This is a genomic window from Ruficoccus amylovorans (assembly GCF_014230085.1).
GTDB lineage: Bacteria > Verrucomicrobiota > Verrucomicrobiia > Opitutales > Cerasicoccaceae > Ruficoccus > Ruficoccus amylovorans.
This window is the reverse complement of sequence record NZ_JACHVB010000035.1, coordinates 498,222-522,517: the sequence shown is the minus strand read 5'-3', so window position 1 is coordinate 522,517 and position 24,296 is coordinate 498,222. Positions and strand designations below refer to the sequence as shown.

At 62.8% G+C, this 24,296-nt stretch carries 16 protein-coding genes and 1 tRNA gene; 12 read left to right on the top strand and 5 right to left on the bottom strand.

Features of this window, described 5'->3' with window-relative positions:
- Positions 1-8: 8 nt before the first annotated feature.
- On the bottom strand, positions 9-1,040 hold the full coding sequence (locus H5P28_RS13720) for a LacI family DNA-binding transcriptional regulator (protein WP_185676275.1): 1,032 nt from the start codon (positions 1,038-1,040) through the stop codon (positions 9-11).
- Positions 1,041-1,279: 239 nt separating this feature from the next.
- Between H5P28_RS13720 and H5P28_RS13715 the strand changes: the two genes are divergently transcribed.
- On the top strand, positions 1,280-3,073 hold the full coding sequence (locus H5P28_RS13715; RefSeq protein WP_185676274.1) for an alpha-L-fucosidase: 1,794 nt from the start codon (positions 1,280-1,282) through the stop codon (positions 3,071-3,073).
- Between the two features lie 172 nt (positions 3,074-3,245).
- Here the strand turns inward: H5P28_RS13715 and H5P28_RS13710 are convergent, their stop codons facing one another.
- The gene (locus H5P28_RS13710) at positions 3,246-4,322 is read right to left on the bottom strand and encodes a LacI family DNA-binding transcriptional regulator (RefSeq protein ID WP_185676273.1); all 1,077 of its coding nucleotides are present in this window, start codon (positions 4,320-4,322) and stop codon (positions 3,246-3,248) included.
- Positions 4,323-4,534: 212 nt separating this feature from the next.
- Between H5P28_RS13710 and H5P28_RS13705 the strand changes: the two genes are divergently transcribed.
- The 3 genes from H5P28_RS13705 (at position 4,535) to H5P28_RS13695 (ending at position 9,583) form a co-directional block, all read left to right on the top strand.
- Positions 4,535-6,958 carry a DNRLRE domain-containing protein gene (locus H5P28_RS13705; protein WP_185676272.1) on the top strand — a complete coding sequence of 808 codons (2,424 nt, stop codon included), beginning with the start codon at positions 4,535-4,537 and terminating at the stop codon, positions 6,956-6,958.
- 56 nt (positions 6,959-7,014) lie between these two features.
- Positions 7,015-8,736 carry a sodium:solute symporter family protein gene (locus H5P28_RS13700; RefSeq protein WP_185676271.1) on the top strand — a complete coding sequence of 574 codons (1,722 nt, stop codon included), beginning with the start codon at positions 7,015-7,017 and terminating at the stop codon, positions 8,734-8,736.
- Positions 8,737-8,857: 121 nt separating this feature from the next.
- Positions 8,858-9,583: a DNRLRE domain-containing protein gene (locus tag H5P28_RS13695; protein WP_185676270.1), complete on the top strand. Its 726-nt coding sequence runs from the start codon at positions 8,858-8,860 to the stop codon at positions 9,581-9,583.
- Between the two features lie 260 nt (positions 9,584-9,843).
- On the opposite strand, the gene H5P28_RS13690 is transcribed toward H5P28_RS13695, so the two are convergent.
- The gene (locus H5P28_RS13690) at positions 9,844-10,872 is read right to left on the bottom strand and encodes a nitroreductase family protein (RefSeq protein ID WP_185676269.1); all 1,029 of its coding nucleotides are present in this window, start codon (positions 10,870-10,872) and stop codon (positions 9,844-9,846) included.
- An 18-nt stretch (positions 10,873-10,890) separates the two neighbouring features.
- Positions 10,891-11,895, bottom strand: a complete 1,005-nt coding sequence (hemB, locus tag H5P28_RS13685) for a porphobilinogen synthase (protein WP_185676268.1) — start codon at positions 11,893-11,895, stop codon at positions 10,891-10,893.
- A 362-nt stretch (positions 11,896-12,257) separates the two neighbouring features.
- On the opposite strand from hemB, the gene H5P28_RS13680 reads away from it, so the two are divergent.
- From H5P28_RS13680 to H5P28_RS13665, 4 genes are all read left to right on the top strand, one after another.
- Positions 12,258-12,332, top strand: a tRNA-Met gene (locus tag H5P28_RS13680).
- Between the two features lie 57 nt (positions 12,333-12,389).
- Positions 12,390-14,219: an assimilatory sulfite reductase (NADPH) flavoprotein subunit gene (locus tag H5P28_RS13675; RefSeq protein ID WP_185676267.1), complete on the top strand. Its 1,830-nt coding sequence runs from the start codon at positions 12,390-12,392 to the stop codon at positions 14,217-14,219.
- Between the two features lie 423 nt (positions 14,220-14,642).
- Entirely contained in the window at positions 14,643-18,149 is a 3,507-nt protein-coding gene (locus H5P28_RS13670) for a pilus assembly PilX family protein (RefSeq protein ID WP_185676266.1), read from the top strand.
- A gap of 20 nt (positions 18,150-18,169) precedes the next feature.
- Complete coding sequence (locus H5P28_RS13665; RefSeq protein WP_185676265.1) at positions 18,170-18,868, top strand: hypothetical protein; 699 nt, start codon at positions 18,170-18,172, stop codon at positions 18,866-18,868.
- 69 nt (positions 18,869-18,937) lie between these two features.
- Here H5P28_RS13665 and H5P28_RS13660 read toward each other — a convergent pair whose 3' ends face one another.
- Positions 18,938-19,936 carry a hydroxyacid dehydrogenase gene (locus tag H5P28_RS13660; protein WP_185676264.1) on the bottom strand — a complete coding sequence of 333 codons (999 nt, stop codon included), beginning with the start codon at positions 19,934-19,936 and terminating at the stop codon, positions 18,938-18,940.
- A 182-nt stretch (positions 19,937-20,118) separates the two neighbouring features.
- Here H5P28_RS13660 and H5P28_RS13655 point away from each other — a divergent pair, with 182 nt between their 5' ends.
- The 4 genes from H5P28_RS13655 to H5P28_RS13640 all read left to right on the top strand — a co-directional run bounded on the left by H5P28_RS13655 (position 20,119) and on the right by H5P28_RS13640 (position 24,283).
- Positions 20,119-20,397 (top strand): cysteine-rich CWC family protein, encoded by a 279-nt coding sequence (locus tag H5P28_RS13655; RefSeq protein ID WP_185676263.1) that lies wholly within the window; start codon positions 20,119-20,121, stop codon positions 20,395-20,397.
- A gap of 130 nt (positions 20,398-20,527) precedes the next feature.
- Positions 20,528-21,493 carry a metal-dependent transcriptional regulator gene (locus tag H5P28_RS13650; RefSeq protein ID WP_185676262.1) on the top strand — a complete coding sequence of 322 codons (966 nt, stop codon included), beginning with the start codon at positions 20,528-20,530 and terminating at the stop codon, positions 21,491-21,493.
- Positions 21,490-23,724 carry a ferrous iron transport protein B gene (gene feoB / locus H5P28_RS13645; RefSeq protein WP_185676261.1) on the top strand — a complete coding sequence of 745 codons (2,235 nt, stop codon included), beginning with the start codon at positions 21,490-21,492 and terminating at the stop codon, positions 23,722-23,724. Before H5P28_RS13650 ends, feoB begins: the two co-directional genes overlap by 4 nt.
- A gap of 127 nt (positions 23,725-23,851) precedes the next feature.
- On the top strand, positions 23,852-24,283 hold the full coding sequence (locus tag H5P28_RS13640; RefSeq protein ID WP_185676260.1) for an iron dependent repressor, metal binding and dimerization domain protein: 432 nt from the start codon (positions 23,852-23,854) through the stop codon (positions 24,281-24,283).
- Positions 24,284-24,296 lie beyond the last annotated feature (13 nt).

Genomic DNA, 24,296 nt, shown 5'->3' with positions numbered 1-24,296 from the left:
TGTCGGGGTTAGGTGGCCGTCGGGCATGGACCCGTTGACTGGCGCACAAGCAGGCGCGCGGGCAACCGGTCCTGCATTGCCGCAGGGGCCGCTTGGTTTTCGTGTTTTTCTTCGATGCGTTTGATCAAAAGCTTCGCGGCGCGGCGACCGATCTCGCGGGGGTCCTGCGTAACGGTGGTTATCTGCGGGCGCACGTGGCGCACAACGCTCAGGTCACCAAATCCAGTAATCGACAAATCTCCCGGCACGCTTAACCCCAGGTCGGCGGCGGCAGCGAGCGCCTGCAGGGCCACTTCGTCGTTGAAGGCCATGATGGCGGTTGGCCGGTCGGGGCCGGAAAGCAGTTCACGGGTCAACGCGTAAGGTTCCTCCGAGGGGTAGGATTGCAAGTCGCGCAACCACTTTTCGTGAATAGCCACGCCGTGGCGAATCATCGCGTCCTGAAAACCCTTCAGGCGATCCCGGCCGGTGCTCCCGTGCAAAAAGCCCAGGTGGGCGATCCGGCGGTGGCCGAGCTCGATCAGGTGCTCGGTCGCGGCGAACGCCCCCTCCACGTCCTGACTACCGACCAGGTCGTAACCACAGCCGGGCCAGGTCTGGTCCACCACCACGATGGGATTGGGAAAAGAGCGAAGCTCATCCAGGTAGGCTCCCTCGGGGTAAGCCGCCGGGGGGAACATCAAAATACCGTCAACGCGGCGTCCGGCCAGATTGCTCAGCGCGCGGACGCCGTCCTGCACGCTGCGCTCCCACTGGATGACCATGGCGTCGTAGTGGTCCTGATAAAGGGCCTCGAACATGCCCGCCACGATATTTCCGGCAAACTCATCATCGAACTGACTGCACGTCACCCCAACCATCATGCTCCGGCCCCGCTGGATAGCGTGAACCAGCCGGTTCGGGCGGTAATTGTGCTCGCGGGCAACACTCAGGATACGCTCGCGAGTGGCGTCGCCGACACCCGGCTTGCCGCTGAGAGCCTTGGAGACGGTTCCCAGCGAAACGCCGCAAATCTCCGAGATCCTGTTCAGTGAAACCATGTCAGGAACGTGAACCATTTTTTAAATTTACGCAAGTACTTTCGTGAAATTAATGCTTATCCATAATCAAATAGTTAACAATGAATTAAGAAAAATATGCTAAAACTTTTAGTTGAAATAACGAAAATAATATTTTACTTTCATTCCAAGATGGCGATCTGCACGGGAGCACTTCGCCCAAACCAGAAGTACGCAGCATGCAACTGCACTTGAGTGCCCAACCTCCCACTGTAATGACCATGAACGCCACCCTGAACGAAACCGCCACCCCGGCCCGCCACACAACCCCTGCCCCGGTGGCAAACGCTGAGGCCCGTCGGCTGGCCTGGTGGCGGCGGGTGCGCTTCGGCATGTTCATCCACTGGGGTCCCTACTCTCTGCTCGGCGGGCAATGGCGCGGCAAACGCATTGACGACGGTATCGGCCACGGCGTGGGCGAGTGGATCATGTACAATGCCCAAATCCCTGTCGCCGACTACGCCCGCGTCGCCCGCGGTTTCAATCCGGTCGAATTCGACGCCGACGACTGGGCCGCCCTCGCCGAACGCACGGGACAGAAGTACCTTATTTTCACCACCAAGCACCACGACGGATTCGCCATGTTCAAGTCCGCCGTCAGCGACTATAATATCGTGGACGGGGCTCCCTTTGGCCGCGACGTGGTGGCCGAGTTGGCCGCCGCTTGTGCCCGCCGGGGCATCCGCTTCGGCCTTTACTATTCGCAAGCTCAGGACTGGACCCACCCCGGCGGAGCGGCCTTCAACGGCAGAAACGACCCCACCGCACCCTGGTCCGGCGGCACCCCCGGCGCGGGCCGCTGGGACCCGGCACAAGAGGGGGACTTCGACGCGTATTTAAAGAATATCGCCCTGCCACAGGTGTCCGAATTACTGACCCGCTACGGACCGATTGACATTTTCTGGTGGGACACGCCCATCGGAATGACCCCGGAGCACGCCGCCGCCTTCCGCGACCTGCTGCGGCTCCAGCCCGGCATCATCACCAACAACCGTCTCCTCGACCCCGACCGTCCGAACGCCTTCAGCGGCGACACCGAGACGCCCGAGCAGTTCATCCCCGCCACCGGGCTAAAGGGGCGCGACTTCGAGGTCTGTATGACCGTCAACGACACCTGGGGCTATAAGGAGCACGACCACAACTGGAAATCCCCCCGCACCCTCATCCGCCAACTGGTGGACACCGTCTCCAAGGGCGGCAACTTCCTCCTCAACATCGGCCCCGACGGTCAGGGCCGCATCCCCACCCCCTGCCGCGAGCGACTGGAGGCGGTCGGGCGCTGGATGGACACCAACGCCGAGTCCATCGACGACGCGCATGCCAGCCCCTTTGCCAAACTCCCGTGGGGCCGCTGCACCCGTCGCGACCACAACGGCCAGACCTTCCTTTATCTGCATGTTTTCCGCTGGCCGCGCAACGGCTCGCTGCCCGTCCCCGGCCTGTGTTCGGAGATCGCCGAGGCACGACTTCTGGCCGGAGGTGAACCGTTGAAAACCGCCCGTCAGGGCAACGACGCGCTCATCCTCGTCCCGCTCGACGCGCCCGACGCAGACGTCAGCGTCGTCCGGCTCCGCCTGAAGGGGGAGTTAAAAATCCTCTCCTCCCTCCCCCGTCCCGCCAGCGACGGACGCATTTGCCTCCCCGCCTGGCAGGCCAGCCTGCACAACCGCTCCTACGGCGGTCAGGCCGTGCTCGACCTCGACGCCGACCGCCCCGCCATCCGCGAGTGGACCGACCCGCAAACGCACCTCAGTTGGGACTTTGAAAGCGCCACGGCAGGCACGGTCGAAATCTCCGCCGACTGGCTCACGGCCCCAGCCGAAGCCCGGCTCCGGGTCAGCATCGGCGAGGAGTCGCAGGAAGTCGCCATCCCCGGCGGGACCGTACCGGGGATGTCCCCGCTCGGACAACTCCCCCTCCCCCGCCCCGGCACGTTCCGGCTCACCCTCGAACCCCTGCCCGAAGGCTGGCAGCCTGCCGAACTCGCCGCTCTCGAACTGCGCGTACACAAATAGCCCGGCGGCGATTATTGGTTCAAAGTAGATTTGAGGGTTATGCGAGAGGGTGTTTTTTGAAAAAAAATCCTCTCGCGCTCTCCCCAAAAAACTTTTGAGACGGAACTTCGTTCCTTCAAAAAAACTCTGTGTCTTTCGTGCCCTCTGTGGTTAAAAAAGAACGCGCTTCGGCTCAGGCACTTTTAAAAACCGGACGGGAGGCAGCCCGCCGTTTGCCCTGCCGCGAGCGGAGGCTTTTTCCCTCGTGCCAGATACCGGTCGTGAGCATGACAAGCGGCTCCGAAGGCACACCGTGCTCGTGCATCAGGCGGGCGCGAATCAGCAGATCGACCGCGCACATGGCGATACGGGCCGTGCTCTGGTAGATACCCGCAATCGGCCCCTCCCACTCGCGCACGTCCAGCGAAATATAGTCGCAACCCGAATCCTTCAACGGCGGGTCATTGATCCACTTGTCGCAGTCGCCAATAACAACATCCGGCTCCATTCGCCGCAGCCAGTCGGCCAGGGCGGCCGGGTCCGGCTCAGCCTGACGCCAGACGCGCTCGGGCGCGTGCCCCCAGCCCAGAAATGCGGCCGAGTAGGCGCGGTTCATGCGCTCCTCCAGATCTGTCCGGACGAGCAGGCACGGACGCTTGTACCCGAGGCGGTCGAGATTGCGCAGCGCCAGCACGGCCCCCTGGTAATGGCTCGCCTGCGCCCGGTTCAGGGCGGGCTCCCTAAGGGAACTGCCGACGCTGACCGCGCTCAGGTGCTCCCAGTCCAGGGCCGGAGCCGGGGTATTGGCCGGCAGCGGCGGGGTCAGGATCACCCCCTGGATGTTGCGGGCGTGGAGCATCCGCATCAGCACGCGCGGAGTCATCTCCTCGGTCAACACGATGTGGTCAATCGTGCGCCCATGAAGTTGCGCCCCTTCGTTCAGCCCGCGAAAAATATCCGCGTCGAAGTCGGACTTCACCTTGAGGTTGTACCAGCGCCGGGGCCACCACAGCGCGGCAAAGGTTTCCTGAAAATTGACCGGCCGGCGGTGGGCGAAGCTGGTCATCAGTTCGCTGACCATGGCGTCCGGTTCGTAGCCCAACTCCTTCGCCACGCGGAGGATTTTTTCGCGCAGCTCGGGCTTCACGGAGGAGTCCGGCTTGAAAGCCCGGGAAACGGTCATACGCGACACACCAACCCGCTCCGCGATGTAGCGCAGGGACACGGCAGGGGGTGGGTCGGACTCGGGATGTCCCGGGGCAGTGGGCATGGCAAAAATGCTGTCCAGACCCGGCCCGTGGTCAAACGCATTCTGGCCTCAGCTCCTCCCATCCAAGCCTCATGCCGCCTGCTATTCGACGAAAACCCGCTCCGAATCGCCCTCGGCAATGGGACAGTAACAACAGCACTGAAGTTTCCACCCCGGCCCGGGTGGGCGATAGTACGGGGACAGCCAACCCTTACACTTTAACCACCACCCCAATGTTTTCCCGAAAAACCCATACGCTGAAGATGCTTGTGATAAACTCCTTATGCCTGACGGCGGCGGGAATCAGCTCCGCCGAGACGCTTTCCCTCAGCCCGGTCGCAGACGGCTTCATCCGCTCGACCATGTCGGCCGAGAAGTGCCGCAACACCACGAACGAGCTTTTCATCGTCGGTAACACCGCCCAGCACGGCGACGCCTTTCGCGGCGTGCTTGCCTTCGACCTGAACGCGCCCGAACTCAAGGGTGCCACCATCGTGAGCGCCCAGCTCGTGCTCGACATCAAGGAGCGGGACGTAGCGGGCGGCGGCAGCGCCTCGCAAGTGGCACAAGTCGGCGTTTACAAACTCGCCCGCTCTTTTGACGAAGCCAGCGTTGACTGGCTGCGCAGCAACAGCGGCAACCCGTGGACCACCGTCGGCGGCGACTTCGGCCCTTGCCTGGCCACCGTCGAGGCCAACCCGGCCGAAGCCGCCACGGGACAGGCTTTGTCGTTTTCCAGCGAGCCCCTGGCGCAGGCGGTGCAAGAATCGCTGGGGAACGACGTTTCCTTTCTTATCAAACTCGGGACTGAAGGCCCCCAGCGTAGCGTGTTCCGCTTCCTCTCAGGCGCGCCCCGGCTCGTCATCGAGTACACGCCCTCGGACGAAGCCGCCGCTATCAACGCCTGGCGCGACGCCCCGGCTGGCCAACCGGAAACACCCGTCTCCGGCGTCGTTCCGCTGGCCGGTAATTTCAAGGAACCCCTCAGCCCCCGCTACGCCGTAGTGGCGGGCGGGCACCCGGTCGATGTCCGCGCCAATCGCTTTAACTTCGACGTGGCCATGTTCACGCTCGGGAGCGAGCCGGTCACGGTCGATGTCATGGTCAAGGACGACTTCAGCGCCTACACGCTCAAGCCGACCCGCCACGGCGTCGCAGTCGAACGCATCGGCCAGGCCCTGCGCTTCACGTTAAGCGAGCCGCACAAGCTCGTGCTCGAAATCCCGGGCCGCACGCCGCTGGCCATCATCGTCACCCCGGCTGAGACGGACGTGCCCGACGCCGCTGATCCGGCTGTCGTTTTCTACCAGCCCGGCTACACCAATGCCGGGACCATCCGTCCCAAGGACGGGCAAACGATCTACCTCGCTCCGAACGCCCTCGTGCGCGGGCGCATTGAGGCGCGCGGCGTCAAGAACGTCCGCGTGATGGGGCGCGGGGTGCTCGACGCGACCGGCAACTCCTCTCAGGGCAACCGCCAGCCGGGCATCCTCTTTGAGGACTGCGAAAACATCCTCGTCGAAGGCATCGGCCTGCGCAGCCTCAACGGTTGGTGGCAGACTCTCTACATTAACTCCCAGAACATCGAGGTCACCCATATGAACCTCTTCGGCATCGGCGTGAACACCGACGGGGTGGACATTGACGCGGTGAAAAACTTCGTCGTGCGCGACAGCTTCATCCGCGCCGAAGACGACGGCCTGGGCTGGCACTCGCTCGACGCCGAGACCTACGGCGAGATGATCACCGAGAATGCCCTGGCCGACAACCTCGTCATCTGGAACACCACCGCAGGTAACGGCATCCGCATCGGCGCGTCGATGGAGGGGCAGCTCTGGCGCGACATCACCATCCGCAATGTCGATATCCTCATGCACGCCGGAGCGGGCATCTACAGTGACTACTCCGACTGGGCCTGGATCACGAACCTGCGCTTTGAAAACATCGCCATCGAAAAGGCCGGTAAGCCGATTGACTTCTACATCGAAAAGACCCGCTACAGCAACGCCAGCGGCTACCTCGACCGCCGCGGTAACATTGACCGCCTGCTCTTTGAAAACGTCACCATGAACGGCGGAACGATCCGGCTGGCCGGGTACGACAAGGAGCACCTGATCAGCACGGTGCGCTTCAACCAGTGCGTCAACGCCGGGGTGCCCGTCGATGCGCCCGACAAGATCAGCATCAACGCCTACGTCACCGATGTCGCCTTTAACGAGCCCCTGCCGCCCACTCCGCCCTCCAGCCCCGAGCTCGTCGTCCTGAGCGAGTGCGAGTCCCGCGCCGCCGGGGCCCCGCAGTTCATCGCCCGCGCCGCCGGGAGCCAGATCGGCCGCACCCGCGTGCTTGAGGCCAGCCAGTCCGGTGCCACCATCGTCCACGAGGTGCCTGCGCCTGCGAGCGGCAAGTATGCCCTCACCCTGACCATCCGCACCAGCCCCGACGGCGGCGTGGCCGACCTCAAGCTCAACGGCAAAGTCGTGGCCGAAGCGGTCGATTTCTACGCCCCCGCCCCGGCCTACCAGACCATCGACTGCGGTGAGCTGGACATCGACACCGCCGGGTCGCAGGATCTGGAAGCCACCGTCACTGGCAAAAACCCGGCCAGCTCCGGCTACCGCCTGGAACTCGACACCCTCGAATTCGCGGCGAAATAGCTGCCCGCGCCGGCAGTTTAGCCTCCCCTTTTTCAGCAGTAGTTTCCCCCCACCCCATGCACACGGTCGATTACTTCGTGCTCATCGTCTATCTGGCCGGAATTTTCCTGGTCGGGCTGTTCCTGTCCACCAAGAACAAGAGCACCAGCGACATGTTCGCCGCCGGGGGTGAGTCCCCGTGGTGGACCTCCGGGCTGAGCTCATTCATGACGATGTTCTCCGCCGGGACGTTTGTCGTCTGGGGCGGGATCGCCTACCGGCTCGGGCTGGTCGCCGTCGTCATCAACCTGTGCTACGGGGTGGCCGCGATCCTCGTCGGCTACTTCGTGGCCGGCCACTGGAAACGCCTCGGCGTGCGCACACCGGCCGAGTTCATCGAGCTGCGCTTCGGCGCCTCGGCGGTGCAGTTCTACACCTGGGCGATGATGGTCTTCCGCATCGTGGGCGTGGCCGTCTCGCTCTACTCGCTCTCCATCGTGCTCGTGGCCATGATGCCGCTGCCGGAGGGCAACCCGCTGCGCGACCCCGCCACCGGCAACCTTTCGCTGGAGTGGGCCATTGTCATCTTCGGCGGCATTGTCGTCATCTACACGATGGCGGGCGGGCTGTGGGCCGTGCTCATGACCGACGTGCTCCAGTTCATCGTGCTGAACCTCGCGGTCATCTTCATCGTGCCGCTGGCTTTCGGCAGCGTGGGCGGCGTCGGAGCCTTTATTGAGCGTGCCCCGGAAGGCTTTTTCGCCCTGACCAGTGAGCGCTACACGGTGTTCTTCCTGCTGGGCTGGGTGGTGATTCACTTTTTCATGATCGGGGCCGAGTGGGCCTTTGCCCAGCGGTTCATCTGCGTCTCCAGCGAGCGCGACGCGAAAAAAAGCTGCTATCTGTTCGGGGGGCTGTATCTCTTCAGCCCGCTGCTGTGGCTGCTCCCGCCCATGATCTACCGCACGATCGACCCCAACGCCGACCCGCAGCAAGCCTACATCCTCTCCTGCCGAGCGGTCCTGCCCGCCGGGATGGTCGGGCTGATGGTGGCGGCGATGTTCTCGGCCACGGCGAGCATGGTCAGCTCGCAGTTGAACGTGTTCGCGGGCGTGCTGACGGACGAATTTTACCGCCGCCTCTTCAAACCGGCGGCCTCGGACCGCCACCTGATGCGGGTCGGGCGCGGCTTCACCGTCGCCCTCGGGGCGGTGCTGATCGGCGTCTCCCTGCTCATCCCCTATCTGGGCGGGGCGGAGAAAGTCGTCGTCGCCGTGACCAGCCTGATGGTCGGCCCGCTGCTGGCCCCGACGATCTGGGGGCTTTTCAGCAAACGGGTCAGCCTGCGGGCGATCTGGGTGACGGTGGCGGTCAGCTTCGTCTGCGGCCTCATCCTGAAAATCGGCCTCGGCGAAGACGGCTTCCTCGTCAATACGCTGACGCAGCCGCTGGCGGACTGGTCGCAGGCCAACGGCACGCTGGTGGACCTGATCGTGGGCGTCGTGGTGCCCGTCGGCATCCTCAGCGTCCTGCACCTGACTCAGCGGCAAACGGCCAGCGGGTGGCTGCGGGTGGAACGCCAGGTGAGCGAAGTCATTTCCGCCGGAAAAGTGACCGAGGCCAGCTCACTCCCGGCGATCATTGTGGGCGGCTGCCTGCTGGTGTGCGCGGTCCTGATGTTCGGGCTCATCCCTTTCAACGACAGCGGCCACGGCATCCTGGCGACTTTCGGCTCCGTGCTCCTGCTCCTCGGCGGAGGCATCTTCCTGACCCTCAAGCTACAATGTAAGGAAATTTAATGAGACTCACTTGAATATCCAATCCTCCAGACCGATATTACCCATGATGTGACTGTAACAGCCACAACCCGCTTTAAAAATTCCCCCTCCAGGATACGCTTACCAATAAACCCAAATACCCATGAAGATTAAAACTCCGACCATTCTTGCTCTTACCCTCTTCGCGTGCAGCGCCGCCGCGCTCAACGCCGCCAGCGTCACCATCGCCAGCACCGATGGCGCTTACATCCGTAACGCCAATGCCCTCAACACCCCCACAGAAACGAACTTTCTGGTCGGTCAGACAACCACTGCAAGTGACCACTTGCGCGGACTCTTTACTTTCGACCTGACCAACAGCGGGGTGGATTTCAGCCAAGTCACCATCGATAGCGTGACCATCACGCTGACCACCAGCCGGGAGGACGCCAATAGCCTTAACTCCGATGTCGCCCTGAATCTGTATGAACTGACCCAGGACTACGACAGAGCCTCGACCACCTGGACAGTAGCCGAAACCGGCACTGCCTGGACGAAGCCCGGCGGCACCTACGACTCGAACGCACTGCTGACCACGGTCTCGGCTAACCCCGGTGCCATTACGACAGGCTCGACGATTACCCTGAGCGGTCAGGCTCTGATTGATGTGGTTTCCGCCAATGCCAGTGGCAGCGCCGACTTCATCCTCAAGCTTGCGGACGAGAACTACACCAATCGCGAGATTTTCTTCTTCGCAAATAGCGGTGCCGGTGCCCCCACGATCACCATTAACTACACCGCCATCCCCGAAGCCAGCAGCTTCGGCTTGCTCGGCGGCGCGCTCGGACTCGCGATCCTTTTTCTTGGACGGCGCTTCAAGCGCTCCTGAGCGACCAATTTACACAGCACACACTTCAAGGCGGAACCTTTATGGTTCCGTCTTTTTTGTCCCGAGGAAGCCAATCGCTTACCGCATTCGGCGGCATTCAAGCACGACCTAGTGTCGTGTTCGCTAAGTTCTTAATAAATGTTAATGGCCATAAAAAGTCACAAGAAGCACAAGAAACTTCGTGGATACAGAGGTCGCTCTGCGTCTTTGCGCCTCTGCGGTGAAAATATTTTTATTAGAAACTAAGCTAACGGCACGACCTAGGCGATTGTTCCATCCCCCCGGTACACGTCGCCGAGTGGCTTGCGCGGGGAGCAGGCGATCTTGAGGCGCTCGCTCACTTCACCGACACCAACCAGGCTGATAACCACCAGCCCGTCATCGAGTCCGAGCAGTTTTTTCAACTGCCTGTCCCTGCCGGGACCGACGGACCAGTTCAAAGCACAAGCGCCGACTTTCAACGAATGGAGCGCGAGCAGGAAATTCATCAGGAACATGCCTCCGTCCACATAAGGTTGGTTCCTCTCCCCCACCCCCTCAAACTCATCCGCGATCGCCGTGATAACCGCCACACCTCCTAGCGTCTCGCCAAAGCCGCGGTTCCCGTTTTGCAGGCGGAGAATTTCCCGCACCCGCGCGGGCTCGTTATAGTAATAAAGTTCGACCGACTGCCGGTTGCACACTGAGGGGAAACGCTGAGCCAGCGCGGCGGCCTGACGAATAGTATCCTGGGCGATACGCTTACCCGAGAAATCACGTACACTGCGCCGTCCAGCCACGAATTGCGCGAAACTGGCATCAGCACACTCAAAGAACTCCTCCCGGCTCAGTGTATCCACTCCCACCCGGGTACCGAAACCGGGCGAGCGGTGAGTGTCACAAAAGGCTTCGACCAGTGAGATTTTTTCGTATCCGGACTGCCCCCGAAACGCATCGTGCGCGCCGACATAGCGGCGTAGCGACAGCAAGCCGCAATCGGCGTAAAAGTCGTAGCCATACCTCTCCACGTAGCACCCGATAAGCATCTGCAGGTGGCCGATCATCCGCTCTCCGAAAAAGGGGCGCATACCGGCCAGCGAGAGCCCTTTTTCGACCCGATGGGCATCCTTCATAATCAACGCGCGGAGGTTCTTCCTGCTGCGCTTGCCGAAGCCGATGTATGCGTGTCGCCGGTATCGGTGAAAATCTGACCAACAGGCAAGGACCAGCCCGCACACACTGAGCCGGGACCTGATTTCCCAGGCCCGGTTGTAGCCGATCAGCGTTATGAGCCTGTCCTTAAGAGTCATCGGCAGGAGGAAGCGTGTTTAGCGGGAAAAGCAACCGGCCACTTCGGCGGCGAAGTACGTCAGGATCATGTCCGCACCGGCTCGCTTGATGGCGAGCAGGCTCTCGTCGCGGCAGCGTTCAAGGTCGAGCCACCCCAGCCGCGCGGCGGCGTGGAGCTGCGCGTATTCGCCGGAGACCTGGTAGGCCGCCAGCGGCAAATGGGTGTTGTTGCGCACGTCCCGGATGATGTCCAGGTAGGCCCCGGCAGGCTTGACCATGAGCACGTCCGCCGCCTCCAGTTCGTCCAGTTCGGTTTCCAGCAGGGCCTCGCGGCGGTTGGCGGGGTTAAGCTGGTAGGTGTGTTTGCCCAGCAGATTCGTCCCGGCGACAGAGGCGCTGCCGACCGCGTCGCGGAACGGCCCGTAAAAGGCCGAGGCGAACTTGGCCGAGTAGGCCATGATCGCGGTCTCGGTCAACCCGGCATCGTCCAGGGACTCGCGGATGGCCTCGATACGCCCGTCCATCATGTCGCTGGGGGCGACGAAATCCGCCCCCGCCTCGGCGCACAGCAGGGACATTTGCCTCAAAATCTCCACCGTGCCGTCGTTGTCCATGTCGGTGCCCGCGGCGTTGAAAATACCGTCGTGGCCGTGGTCGGTGTAGGGGTCCAACGCGATGTCCGTCACGATGGCCAGCTCCGGCACGGCCTGCTTGACGGCCCGGATGGCCCGCAGGACGAGCGTCTCCGGGTTGAGCGCCTCCGAGCCGGCGGCGTCCTTGAGCACCGGTTCGATACTCGGGAACAGCGCCACGCCCGGCACGCCGAGGCGGTGAAGCTGCTCGCACTCGCGCACCAACTCACGGATCGGCAGGCGGCGCTGGCCCGGCAGCGAAGCGATCTCTTGCGGCGCGCCCTCGCCATCGATGACAAAGTACGGCTGGATCAGATCCGCGGGCGTAAGCCTGGTCTCTGCGACCATGTTGCGGATGGCCGCCGTGCGCCGCAGGCGGCGGGGACGGCGCGGAAGGTTGAGTCTGCGCATAGTATCTATAATAGAAGGCCTCCCCACGCCCGGGCGCAAAATCATTTTCCTGAAAACATCACCCGGCACGAAAATTATCGCGACCCATCCAGCCCCGATCCGCAACCGGCCCAACCGCCCGATTGCGGGACGATAAAAAAGTGATGTCAAATGCGCATTTCCCGCCTTGACTCCGCTCGTGCCGCCCCTACTATTTCGCGCTTCTTGTGTTCTTAATCAGATTCCGAATTGTGTTTTGCGAAGCTCGCGAACGTGTCGTTCCGCCCCGCGGGAATGACCAGTCGCCAACCGCCCGACGGCTGGGGAAGCGGCCATCGAACGCGCTTGACACTTCGACACAAGTTATTGAATTTTAACCACATGCCAGAGTAGCTCAGTGGTAGAGCAGAGGACTCATAAGCCTTTGGTCGGCAGTTCAAATCTGCCCTCTGGCACCACTTTTCCGCCGATGACAACCTTCCGGTTGTCTCCCCATAGTGACAAAGTCCCCCCTCATGCAGCTTCCCGATCAAGCTCCCTTCAACGCCGAACAGAAGGCGTCCCTTGAAAAAGCCCTGGGCACCCTCTCACCCGAACAAAATACCTGGCTGAGCGGTTTTCTCGCCGGAGCCGGAGCCGCCCTTCAGAGCGCTTCCGCCGCCGCGCCGGTCCATCATCACCCCAGCAAGGGAGTCCCGCTGACCATCCTCTTCGGCACCGAGTCAGGCAACTGCGAAGAACTCGCCGGGCGGGCCAAGGAAATTGCCGAGAACCAGGGCTTTATGCCGACGGTTCGCGACATGGGAAGCTTCACGCCCGAGTCCCTGGCCAAGGAGACGAACCTCGCCGTCATCGTCAGCACCTGGGGAGAAGGCGATCCGCCCGACAGTGCCAGCACTTTCTACAAAGCCGTCATGGACAAGAGCTGCCCCCGCCTGGAGCAGTCGCGCTTTTCGGTCCTGGCCCTCGGCGACACCTCTTACGAACACTTCTGCAAGATCGGACGCGACTTCGATCAGCGCCTGGAAGACCTCGGCGCCAAGCGCTACTACCCACGCACGGACTGTGACGTGGACTACGAAGAGCCCTTCCAGAAGTGGCTCGAAGGTGCTCTCAAGTCCCTGGCCAAAGTCGCCCGACCCGAACCAGCCCGTGCCGTAGTTGTCAATGGTGCCGCCTCCAAGTCCGCTCCGGTCCCTTCCCCTGCGGCCAACGGTCTCGTTTACGATAAGAAAAACCCTTTCCCGGCGCTGCTCAAGGAGCGCATCCTGCTCAACGGCACCGGCTCGATCAAGGAAACCTGGCACCTGGAGCTCTCGCTCGAAGGCTCGGGCATGTCCTACGAGCCCGGCGACGCCCTCGCCCTCATCCCGGCCAACTCACAGGATGTCGTCGATGCTATCATTGACAGTTGCTGCTTCGACCCGCGTGAGCGCGTCACCGGCAATGCCGGCAGCGAAGTCACCCTGCGCGAAGCCCTCACCCGTCACTATGACATCACCGGGCTGAGCAAAAACGTTTTAAAGAAGTACAACGAAAAGGCCGCTTCGGACAAGATCACTCACCTGCTCGACCCCGAGAACAAGGACGAACTCCACAACTACCTGTGGGGCCGCCAGGTCGTTGACATGCTGGAAGACTTCCCGCTCAAGGGGCTCACCGGCGGCGAACTGGTCTCCATCCTGCGCAAGATGCCGCCCCGGCTTTACTCGATCGCCTCTTCCTTCCGGGCGCACCCGGACGAGGTCCACCTGACCATCGCCGCCGTCCGCTACGAGAGCCACGGTCGCCAGCGCAAGGGCGTCGCCTCGACCTTCATCGCCGACGACCTCTCCGCCGGAGGCACCGTCCCGGTCTATACGCACAAAAACAAGAATTTCCGCCTGCCCGAAGACTCCGACACCCCGATCATCATGGTCGGCCCCGGCACCGGCATCGCCCCCTTCCGCTCCTTCATCGAGGAGCGCGCCGTCAACGGTGACAAGGGCGCCAACTGGCTATTCTTCGGCGATCAGCGGTATAACTACGACTTCCTCTACCAGCTCGAATGGCAGGACTACCTCAAAAAGGGTGTCCTGACCAAGCTCGACGTGGCCTTTTCCCGCGATCAGCCCGAGAAGATCTACGTTCAGGACCGTCTGCTTCAACAGGGCAAGGAAGTTTACCGCTGGCTCGAAGAGGGCGCGCACTTCTATGTCTGCGGCGACGCCAACCGCATGGCAGTGGACGTCCACAACGCCCTGCTCAAGATCGCCCAGGAAGCCGGTGGCAAGTCCGAAGAACAGGCCCAAACCTGGTTCGAAGACCTCCGCAAACAGAAGCGCTACCAGCGCGACGTGTATTAAGATACCACCTCTGGCATCTGGATGCGTTTCAAGAGATATTATAGCCACAATGGTTAAATGGCTGGTTGTTAATTGTTGGATGTTGAACTCGGAAAGTAACAATTAGCCATTTTAACCATTTAGCCATTTCCTTGATTTTTCGTCAGCCCCGGCAGCCTTGCCGGGGCCTTTTTTATCCATGAAAAACGTTTTTCCTCCGGCATAAATACAGGCGGAGACATTCCTTCAGATTTCCAATAAAAATCCAGTGAACCCGTTTTTTACTAGATATTTCCTTGGTCATCCTGATAAATAATTCATGTGAGCTAATGTGTTTTGCAGAATTCAATCTGTTTTCCGCGAATCCGTTTCTCCATCCTGTCATCCATCCTTAAATACCCGTTTCCGGCGCCAGCCACGCCTGAACGGCCACCCCTATCCATCATGCGTCATTGCCTTCCCCCCCAGGCAGGAATCAACGGTCGTAGCCGCGGATTCGCCCTGATCGTCGCCATCTCCTTGATGAGCTTCATTTTTCTGCTGCTGATCACGCTCTCGCAACTCACGCAGATCGAAACCAAAGTCGGCTCGACGCAGAACAACCTGAACCTGGCCCGCCAGAACGCCATCCTCGGGCTGAAAAACGCCATCGGCCAGCTCCAGCTCGTAGCAGGACCGGACCAGCGGGTTTCCGCCACGGCGGGGATTCTGGACAGCACGCCCGCCGACGCGGACACCATTACCGGCGTGGCCGAGCCCTACTGGACGGGCATCTGGAACTCCTCCTACCCCGCCGGCACCTCCGTCCATAGCAGCGGCGCGCTCGCCAACTACCGCAACACCGCCGACCGGCGCAACGAAACCGGCAACACCTTTCAGTCCTGGCTCGTCTCCGACAGCGACAACGTCAGCGCGCTCGACTTTGACCGCACCAGCGACGAAGCCGTGCTCCTTCTGGGCGAGGGCTCCGTCAGCGACGAAGACACCGAGGGCGTTTACGCGCCCAAGGTCACGGTCCGCAACGACAGCACCCCCACCGGCCACTACGCCTACTGGGTGGGCGACGAGGGCGTGAAGGCCCGCTTCGACGCCATCGACCCGCACGCCGACGGCAGCGTGAACTCGCCCGTCGATCCCAGTATCCCGCAGGGCAAGCTCAGCCTCATGCTGGCCCAGCGTCTCGGGGTGGAAAACGCGCTCGATCTCGACCTGCAGGCGAACAAGGACGCCGACAACTTCTCCAAAGCCGCCAGCCAGAAGCAGCTCGAACTGCTCGCCTATAACGGCGGCGGCAGCGACTACGCCAAGACCCAGACCCGGGAGGCTTTTCACGATGTCTCTTTTTACAGCGCGGGTGTGCTCTCCAATGTCCGTGACGGCGGGCTGAAAAAAGACCTGACCGCGTTTTTCGAGCAAGGCGTCGGCAGTGCGCTGCCCACCACCATGCCCGCCTTTGACCGCACCGGCGTGACCGAGTACACCCAATACGGCGCGAATCTGGTCAACGACAACAAGGGCATCGCCGATTTCCCGGCCCCGGCCAATGAGTTCTCACCCGGCTCGCCCTCCTGGGACCAGCTCCGCGCCTTCGCGCAGCTCAAGGACCGCGCAAATACCAGCGTGACCCCGACCATTCGCACGGCGGGCCTTTCGGAGGATTACCCCGTCGGCCCCGTGCTCGTCCGCGCCCAGCTTGACTTCATGCCGGAGTTTACCCCGACCGCCACCTCCACCGACACCGCTCCGGAGTACGACCTCAAGGTCCATGTCGCCATCCGTGCCCAGCTCTGGAACCCGTACAACGTCGCCCTCTCCGCCCACAACTACGAAGTCGAGTTCATGCTCAAGGACGCGGCCGCCAAGCTCTTCCCGGTCCTGGCCAAAAATGGCGTCGGTGTGGATGGCTCCGGCCAGCTTAACGGCCCCTTCCAGGTGATCGGCTCCGGCACCACCTCGGACAAGGGCATCGACTCGTCCATAGACGGTGTTTTCCAGCACGCGAATGTGACCAGCTACACCGTCCCCGACGCCAGCGCCTCCTCCGGATACAGCACAGTGGCGGGGTTTGTCTTCAAGATCGACGATGTCTCCCTGCCGGCCGGTTCAGTCAAGATTTACAGCCTGCCCAACGGAACCTCAGCCACCTATGACGGTGAGAACGAGTTGGATCAGGGCGACTTCTCCGGCACGGTCACGCTCGACTTCGGCACGGTCACGGTTGACCCGTCGGTCATGGACATCGACCCAACCACGGGCAGCGCCACGGTGCAGCCGAAATTCGTCTGGCGCAACTGGAACGACCTCAGCGAAAGCACCCAGGGCAGCATCGGCAGCATGGCCGTGCTTGAACCGGTGGATGTTGACGGCGGCCAGAGCCGTGACCTCTTCGACACCGCCAGCGACAGCCCGGTCGGCCTCGACCGCTACTTCAGCCGCCTGAGCGGACGCCCGCTCTCTCGTATCGGGATGACAGGGACCTCCGGTGACTCCATTGACGCAATCAACAACCCGCTCTTTGCCCCCGTTTTCAAGGTGAGTGCCTTCCTTTACCCGATCAACGACTACCCGGCCAACTTCTCCAGCGGCGAGGAGCCCATCATGCTCACCCACAGCAACGCGCTCGCCCGCCAGGCCGCCCCCAGCGGGCTCAACCTCGACGCCACCAACGCCACGCAGGCCCCGTACATTGTCCCCGGCTGGGGAGCCGAGCTGGGCTATGACACGAGCCTGACCAGTTGGAGCAGCGCCGACCGCTTCGGCACCTCCTTCGGGCTCAGCGGCGTCACCTCCGCGGTCATCGCCGAGCTTCCGCCGCAGGACGTCCCGATCCTGTCGCTGGGCTGGCTCCAGCATGCCCGCCTGCTGGACAACAACATGGGCCCGACCTTCCTCATCGGCAACTCCATGCCCAACGTCTTCATCGACGACCTCACTGAACTCGAACGCGACAGCGGCACCGGCTACGCCACCACCGACGGCGAACCCGCCGCCATTGACGCCGCCTACCTGCTCAATGACGCGCTCTGGGACCCGTTTTTCCTTTCCACCGTCGAAACGCCCGCCGACCTCAACGACGACGACTACGTGGCGGCCAATTCCCGCCTCAAGCGTATCCACTACAGCGAGACGGACATTCCCGCCGCGCAGTTGAACGACTTCTTCGACTTCGCCGCCGCCAACCTCATGCTTGAGGGCGCGTTCAATATCAACTCCACCTCCGTCGATGCCTGGAAAGCCTTCCTCGGCAGCCTCGGCGATCTGGAGCTCGACCCCGAAACCGGCGCGACTGCCGGGGGCAGCACACTTGAACGCCTCTACACCCACCTGGCCTCCCCCTCGCAGGGCGACGATGTGGACAACACCCTGACCGATGTCTGGAACGGCTACCGCACCCTGAGCGATGAGCAGTTGGACACGCTCGCCCGCGCCATGGTCGAGCAGGTCAAGCAACGCGGGCCGTTCTTCTCGCTCTCGGAGTTCATTAACCGCCGCCTCAGCAACGACGCCTATGGCCAGCGCGGTGCGCTTCAGGCCGCCATTAATGCCTCCGGCATCAATGACCCCGTCCTTGACAATGCCGGTATCGGTGCAGGCCGCCTCACCGACGGCCTGCCCTCCCCCTTCCTTGAAGTTGGCTCGCAGGGCTACCACTACGATGCCACCACCGGATGGATCACCCAGGGCGACATCGTGCAGGCGCTCGGCCCCTTCATGAGCGCCCGCTCGGACACCTTTATCATCCGCGCCTACGGCGACGCCGTGGACCCGATCACCGCCGCCGTGCAGGGCCAAGCCTGGTGCGAGGCCATCGTCCAGCGCATGCCCACACCCGTCAATCCGGCTTCCACCAGCACCAACGATCCGGACTACTTCGAGCCGTCCGACCCCGACAGCCTCGGACGCCAGTTCAAGGTCATCGCCTTCCGCTGGCTCAGCGAAGACGAAGTCTAACCCACCCCGGCACGACCACGATGAAAATGCTTTGCCTCCACGCCCTCGCCGCCCTGCTGGCGCTCCTCCCCCTCGCCTCAAACGCCACCCAGGTGCGCGTCCTGTGCCAGGGCCAGCTCCCCGCCGAAGCCTACTACTACGACGGCAAGGAGTCCCACCCGCTCAAGCTGGCGGACGGGCAATTCGCCGAGCCGATTGACTACCCGGCCAGCCGCTTCGCGCTTTTTGCCACCCCGCCGAGCTTTGACTCGGCGGGCAAGCTCCAGACCGCCCCCATCGCCTACACCGACCTCCCCGAGGGAGCCAAGAGCGCGCTGGTCCTGCTGGTCGGGACCAAGGCCGACGGCGGACGGCAGGGCTGCACCATGATCGCCGTTCCCAGCGCGGCCCGGGGCGCGCCCCCGGCTTTAAGTGTTTTTAACCTCTCACCCGTCCAACTCGGTGTCGCCCTGGATAAAGAAACTCTCCAGCTCCCCGCACTCTCCGCGCAGACGCTGACCTTGCCCGCGAGCGATTCACGCCAGCCCGTGCTCGACTACCAGTTTCGCGTGGCCGGGCAGGCAAACGGCGAATGGCAACCGCTGGTGATGAGCAAGCTGCGCCTGCGTCCCGACCGCCAGGGCTACCTCCTGCTGACCCAGCCCGCCGCCACCACCGGGGTCAACGCCTCCAGCTCGGAGCCGCTCGCCTGGAAGCTCTTTTACGCCCCCGGCTCGTAGCACGGTGCCCCCTGGCGTCTTTGAACAGTCAGGGCAGCCATCTTGACGACAGGGGCGCTGTCTAAAAAATCAGGCCATGCGGGTAAAATTCTCCTTCGTCACGGAAACAACCGGCGGCTCTCCGGCCAGGTAGCGCCTGCACTCCTCCACGGTCATCCGCCCGAGCCGGTAACGCTCATTCCCGAGCGAACCGGCGATGTGGGGCGTCAGAAAAACGTTCGGCAGCTTCAGCAAGGGCGTCTGGCAATACGCCTCTTCATCCGTGATCACGTCGAGCACGGCAAAAATGTCGGGCCGTTTCTCCAGCACCCGCGTGAGGGCTTCCTCATCGACAACGGCCCCCCGCGAGGTATTGATAAACACGGCGTTCGGAGGAAGCATTTCCAGCAGTTCGCCGGTAATCATGCCACGGGTTTCCGGCAGCAGCGGGGTGTGGATCGAGACCGCATGGCACTCGGAAAAAAGCTCCTCCAGACTGGAGGCCCGCCGCACCGACAGCTCTTCGAAGACCTCGTCGCCCGCGAACGGATCGTAGGCCACCACATCGAGCGAAAACACCGAAAGGTACTGGCAGACCAGCCGCCCGATAGCCCCGAGAGAGACCAGCCCGACGCGCGTTCCTTCATCCAAGCCGATGATATTTGCGTGGGAGGAGATGCCCCGCTTCAAGTCCTGATTGACCCCCCAGGCCCGTTTCAACCCGAAGATCAGGCTGGCCATGGTGTAAGCCGCGACCGGATGGGCATTCACCGTGTAGGCGCTGGTGAGCCGGATATTTCGCTCCCAGAAGGCATCTGTCACCAGCCTGCGGACCGAACCGGCCCCATAGAAAAGCGCCTTCAGCGACGGCAAAGAGGCCAGCATTTGCTCATCCATGATCGGACAGCCCCAGCCGGAAAAAACAATTTCCACGTCACGGTAGTCCTCTGGATGGTTCAGGACATCTTCACCGCTGTGCACACGGCGGTCGTTATCGGTCAGCTTACCGATCTCGTCGAGCACGGCTTCGTTGTAGATAGAGTCGCGACTGGCGGGACTGAGCAGAAATATCGATTTGGGTTTCTTCATCGGGATGCAAAAGGATTCAACAACCAGCCGTAGCTGGCGGCAGGAAGGATTCATCATATCTGCATATATTAAATACGCCCGGCAATCCAAACCATACTCACACAGGTGAGTCATTTGGGATGGCATGGCGCGCGTGTTGTCCGAGTTGCAAGACTACGGTTTAGCCGCTCATCACTTGGGATTTGTCAAAATACCGCCCGCCCTGCCATGATCAGGAAAAGGAGTCCCCCACCATCGCAGATTCACACCCAACCAGTTCCGGCCCGGCCGACACCGCCCCCCAGCCCAAACGCTGCCCGCGCTGCGGACGCGACTTTGTTTGCCGGACTCACGACATCGCCCATTGCCAGTGCGCGGGGATCGCGATGACGCCCCAACTCTCCACCCGGATCAAGGAAACCTACGACGGTTGCCTCTGCCGCCACTGCCTGCAAGAACTCGCCCGCGAGACCGGCAACTAGCCCCCGCGCCGTAAGCCCCCGCGCCTCGCGAATTCCGCCAGTGCGCAGTTGACTTCGTTTTGGAAACGTGAATCATTCCAAATGTAACCCAAGCTACATAAAGCGATCACTTCCCTTAACGACACGCCACATGGCCGAACCCTCTCCGCTCTCGCAATACCGTTCCACCCAGTCGCTGGACCGTGTCTGCACGGAAGACACCCTCAAATACCTGCACGAGTGCGAATACGAGGGTGAGCGGCAACTGGCCACAGCGGAAGGTGTCGCCGGTGTGCTTAACCGCTCGCTGAACGAAACGGTGGACCTGCTCAAACGGATGCGTCAGGCCGGGCTGGTCAGTCTTCAGGGTTCCGCTGTCGGGATGACCGACGAGGGCCGCAGCTACGCCCGTCAGGTCATCCGGGCGCACCGCCTCTACGAGACCTACCTGGCCCGTATGACCGACGAGCGCCCCGCCCGCTGGCACCGCAAAGCGGACGAGGCCGAGCACCACATCTCCGCCGAGGACGTGGATGCGCTTTCCCAGCAGCTCGGGCACCCGCGCTACGACCCGCACGGCGACCCGATCCCGACCCGAGCCGGGGAACTACCCGAGCTGACAGGCGGCGCGCTTGAAGCCTCCCCGTTGGGGGCTATCGTCCGCGTCCTCCACGTCGGCGACGAACCCGAAGCCCTCGGCCACCTGCTGGTCGAGTTGGGGCTGGCTCCCGGCATGCTCTTGAAGGTGGTCGAACGGGGGAATGACCAGATGCGCATCTGGGTCGAGGGGCGCGAGTGCACACTCGACCGCGCCGCCGCGGCGCTCGTTCGCGTGGCCGAAGCCGACTGCGACGAACTGCCCCGCGTGGCCCGGCTCTCCAGCCTGGCCGAAGGAGAGGAGGCCATCGTCGTTCGCCTACTGGCTTCCTGCACCGGCTCCGAACGCACGCGCCTGCTTGACCTGGGCTTTGTCCCGCCAAGCCGCGTGAGCGTCGAGCTGAAAAGCCCGATGGGCAGCCCCGTGGCCTACCGGATTCGTAATACCCTGGTGGCTCTGCGCCCGGAACAGGCCGACCAGATCGTGATCGAAACACCCGAACCGGAGGCCCGTTCATGAAGTGTTCCCAATGCACCTCCACGTCCTGCCACTGCCCACCGGCGGCGGCTTCGCGCCCACTGGGTCTGAACGCCGACAACTGCGACGCGGTCATCGCGCTGGCGGGTAATCCAAACACGGGCAAGAGCACCGTCTTCAACCGGCTGACCGGGCTCCACCAGCACACCGGCAACTGGCCCGGCAAGACCATCGCCCGCGCCGAGGGAGCTTTTTCCTATGGAGGGAAAACCTACCGACTCGTGGATCTGCCCGGCACGTATTCCCTGCTCTCGGCCTCACCGGACGAGGAAGTGGCCCGCGACTTTGTCCTCTTCGGCCGCCCCGACGTAACGCTCGTCGTGATCGACAGCACCGCCATCGAGCGCAACCTCAACCTCGTCCTGCAAATTCTCCAGATCACCAAGCGCGTGGTCGTGTGCCTGAATCTCATGGACGAGGCCCGCGCGCACCGGATCGAGATCGACGTGCCCGCGCTCGAAGCCGAGCTGGGCGTGCCCGTCATCCCCTGCGCGGCCCGGCGCGGCGAAGGCATCGACGAACTGCTCCAGGCACTCGCCCGCGTGGCCGCCGGTGAGCGCCCCGCCGGACGACGCCTGCCGCTGGCCATTCCGGAGATCGAGCAGCCGCTTGAGACCCTGAGCCAGGCCCTGCGTGAAGCCTTCCCCACCCTGCGGCACGTTCCCTGGATCGCGCTGCGTCTGCTCTGCGCCGACGAGACCGTGACTGCCTCCCTGCGCTCGGGCGAGATTGGCCAACTGGCCGCCGACCACGCCGCCAGCGGTGGCAAATCCGGCCCCCACGCCATCAGCGACCACGACCGCGAAGCGGGTGAACGCCTCTGCGAGCTGGCCGAGTCGTTCCGCTGGCACGCGCCCGGCAACCTCCACGACCGCCTGACGGAGCAGATTTACTCCGAGTCCTCGAAGATTTTCTCCGCCTGCGTGCGCCAGCCCTCGGACTCCGCCCGCGCCCGCTGGCAGGCCCGGCTCGACCGCGTGCTCACCCACCCGCTGACCGGCTACCCGGTCATGCTGCTCATCTTCGCCCTCATCCTGTGGATCACGATCATCGGGGCCAATTACCCCTCCAGCTTCCTCGCCGGTATCCTCCTGGACTGGGGACACCCGGCGCTGCGGCAGTTAACGGTCGATCTCGGCTTCCCCGGCTGGCTGACCGGGCTGACCGTGGACGGCATGTACCTCTCCTGCGCCTGGGTCATCAGCGTCATGCTGCCGCCGATGGCGATTTTCTTTCCCCTCTTCACCCTGCTGGAAGACCTCGGCTACCTGCCGAGGGTAGCCTTTAACCTCGACCGTATTTTCCAGGCCGTCGGGGCGCACGGTAAACAGGCCCTGACCATGTCGATGGGGCTGGGCTGCAACGCGGCGGGCATCATCGCCTGCCGGGTGATCGACTCGCCCCGCGAGCGTCTGATCGCGATGATTACGAACAACTTCTCGGTCTGCAACGGACGCTGGCCCACGCTCATCCTGATCGCGACCATCTTTTTCGGGGCGCTCGTCTCGCCGCAGTTCTCGACCCTGGCGGCGACGGCGGTCGTCTTCAGCGTGGTCGTGTTCGGCTTCGGGCTGACCTTTCTCAGCTCGTGGATTCTCAGCAAAACCGTCCTGCGCGGCGAGGCCTCCACCTTCAGTCTGGAACTGCCCCCCTACCGACCGCCGAACTTCTGGCAGACGCTCTACACCTCAATTATCGACCGCACACTGTTCGTGCTGTGGCGGGCCATCGTCTTCGCCGTCCCCGCGGGGGCCGTCATCTGGCTCGTCGCCAATGTCCACGTCGGCGGCGAACCGCTGGCCACGATTTTCAGCGGCTGGCTGGAGCCGCTGGGCTGGGTGATGGGCCTGAGCGGGCTAATCCTGCTCGCCTACATCATCGCCATCCCGGCCAACGAAATCGTCATCCCGACCATCCTCATGCTGACCGTCCTGCAAACCGGGATGACCGACCTCGGCGCGGGCGCGGGGGTGATGTTTGAGGCCGACGACGGGATCGTCCACCAGATCCTCACCGCCGGAGGCTGGACCACCCTGACCGCCGTCTGCCTGCTGTTATTCTGCCTCTGCCACAACCCATGCAGCACGACGATCTACACCATTTACAAGGAAACCCGCAGCGCCGGCTGGACCGCCCTGGCCACCCTCTTGCCCTTCGCCTTTGGCATCCCCCTCTGCATCGCCGTCGCCTTTGTCTGGCGGCAACTCAGCTAATGTGCAGTTACCCAAGTTCTTGCTATTTTTTTTGGGGCCCCTGCATTTCCGGTTCTGCGTCTCTCGGCGGAGATTGCCGCGATGCAAAAACCTTGTCATCGCCGCGGGGAGCAGGTTTCATGCGGCCATGCCACAGAGCCCTACCCCTGCCCATACCGCTCAGCGGCACGAGCGCGTGCGCCGTCAGCACTCCGACGAACTGGCGCAGGACTACGTGGAGGCCATCCATGAGCTGCGCGAGGATACAGGCACGGCCCGCGTGGTTGACCTGACAAAGATCTTCGGCGTGACCCATGTCTCCGTCATCCGCGCCCTGGCGCGCCTGGAAAAGCGCGGGCTCATCAACCGCTGCCCGGACGAGGGGATCGTCCTCACCGACAAAGGCACCGAATGGGCTATCGCCTCCGCCGAACGCCACACCCTGGTCGTGCATTTCCTGCGCGGGATCGGTGTCAGCGAGGCGCAGGCCAACGCCGACGCCGAAGGGATCGAACATCACCTCAGCCGCGAGTCGCTGCAGGCGATGAAGAAATTTCTCAACGAGCGTCCCGGCAAATAGGCTCGTGATGCAA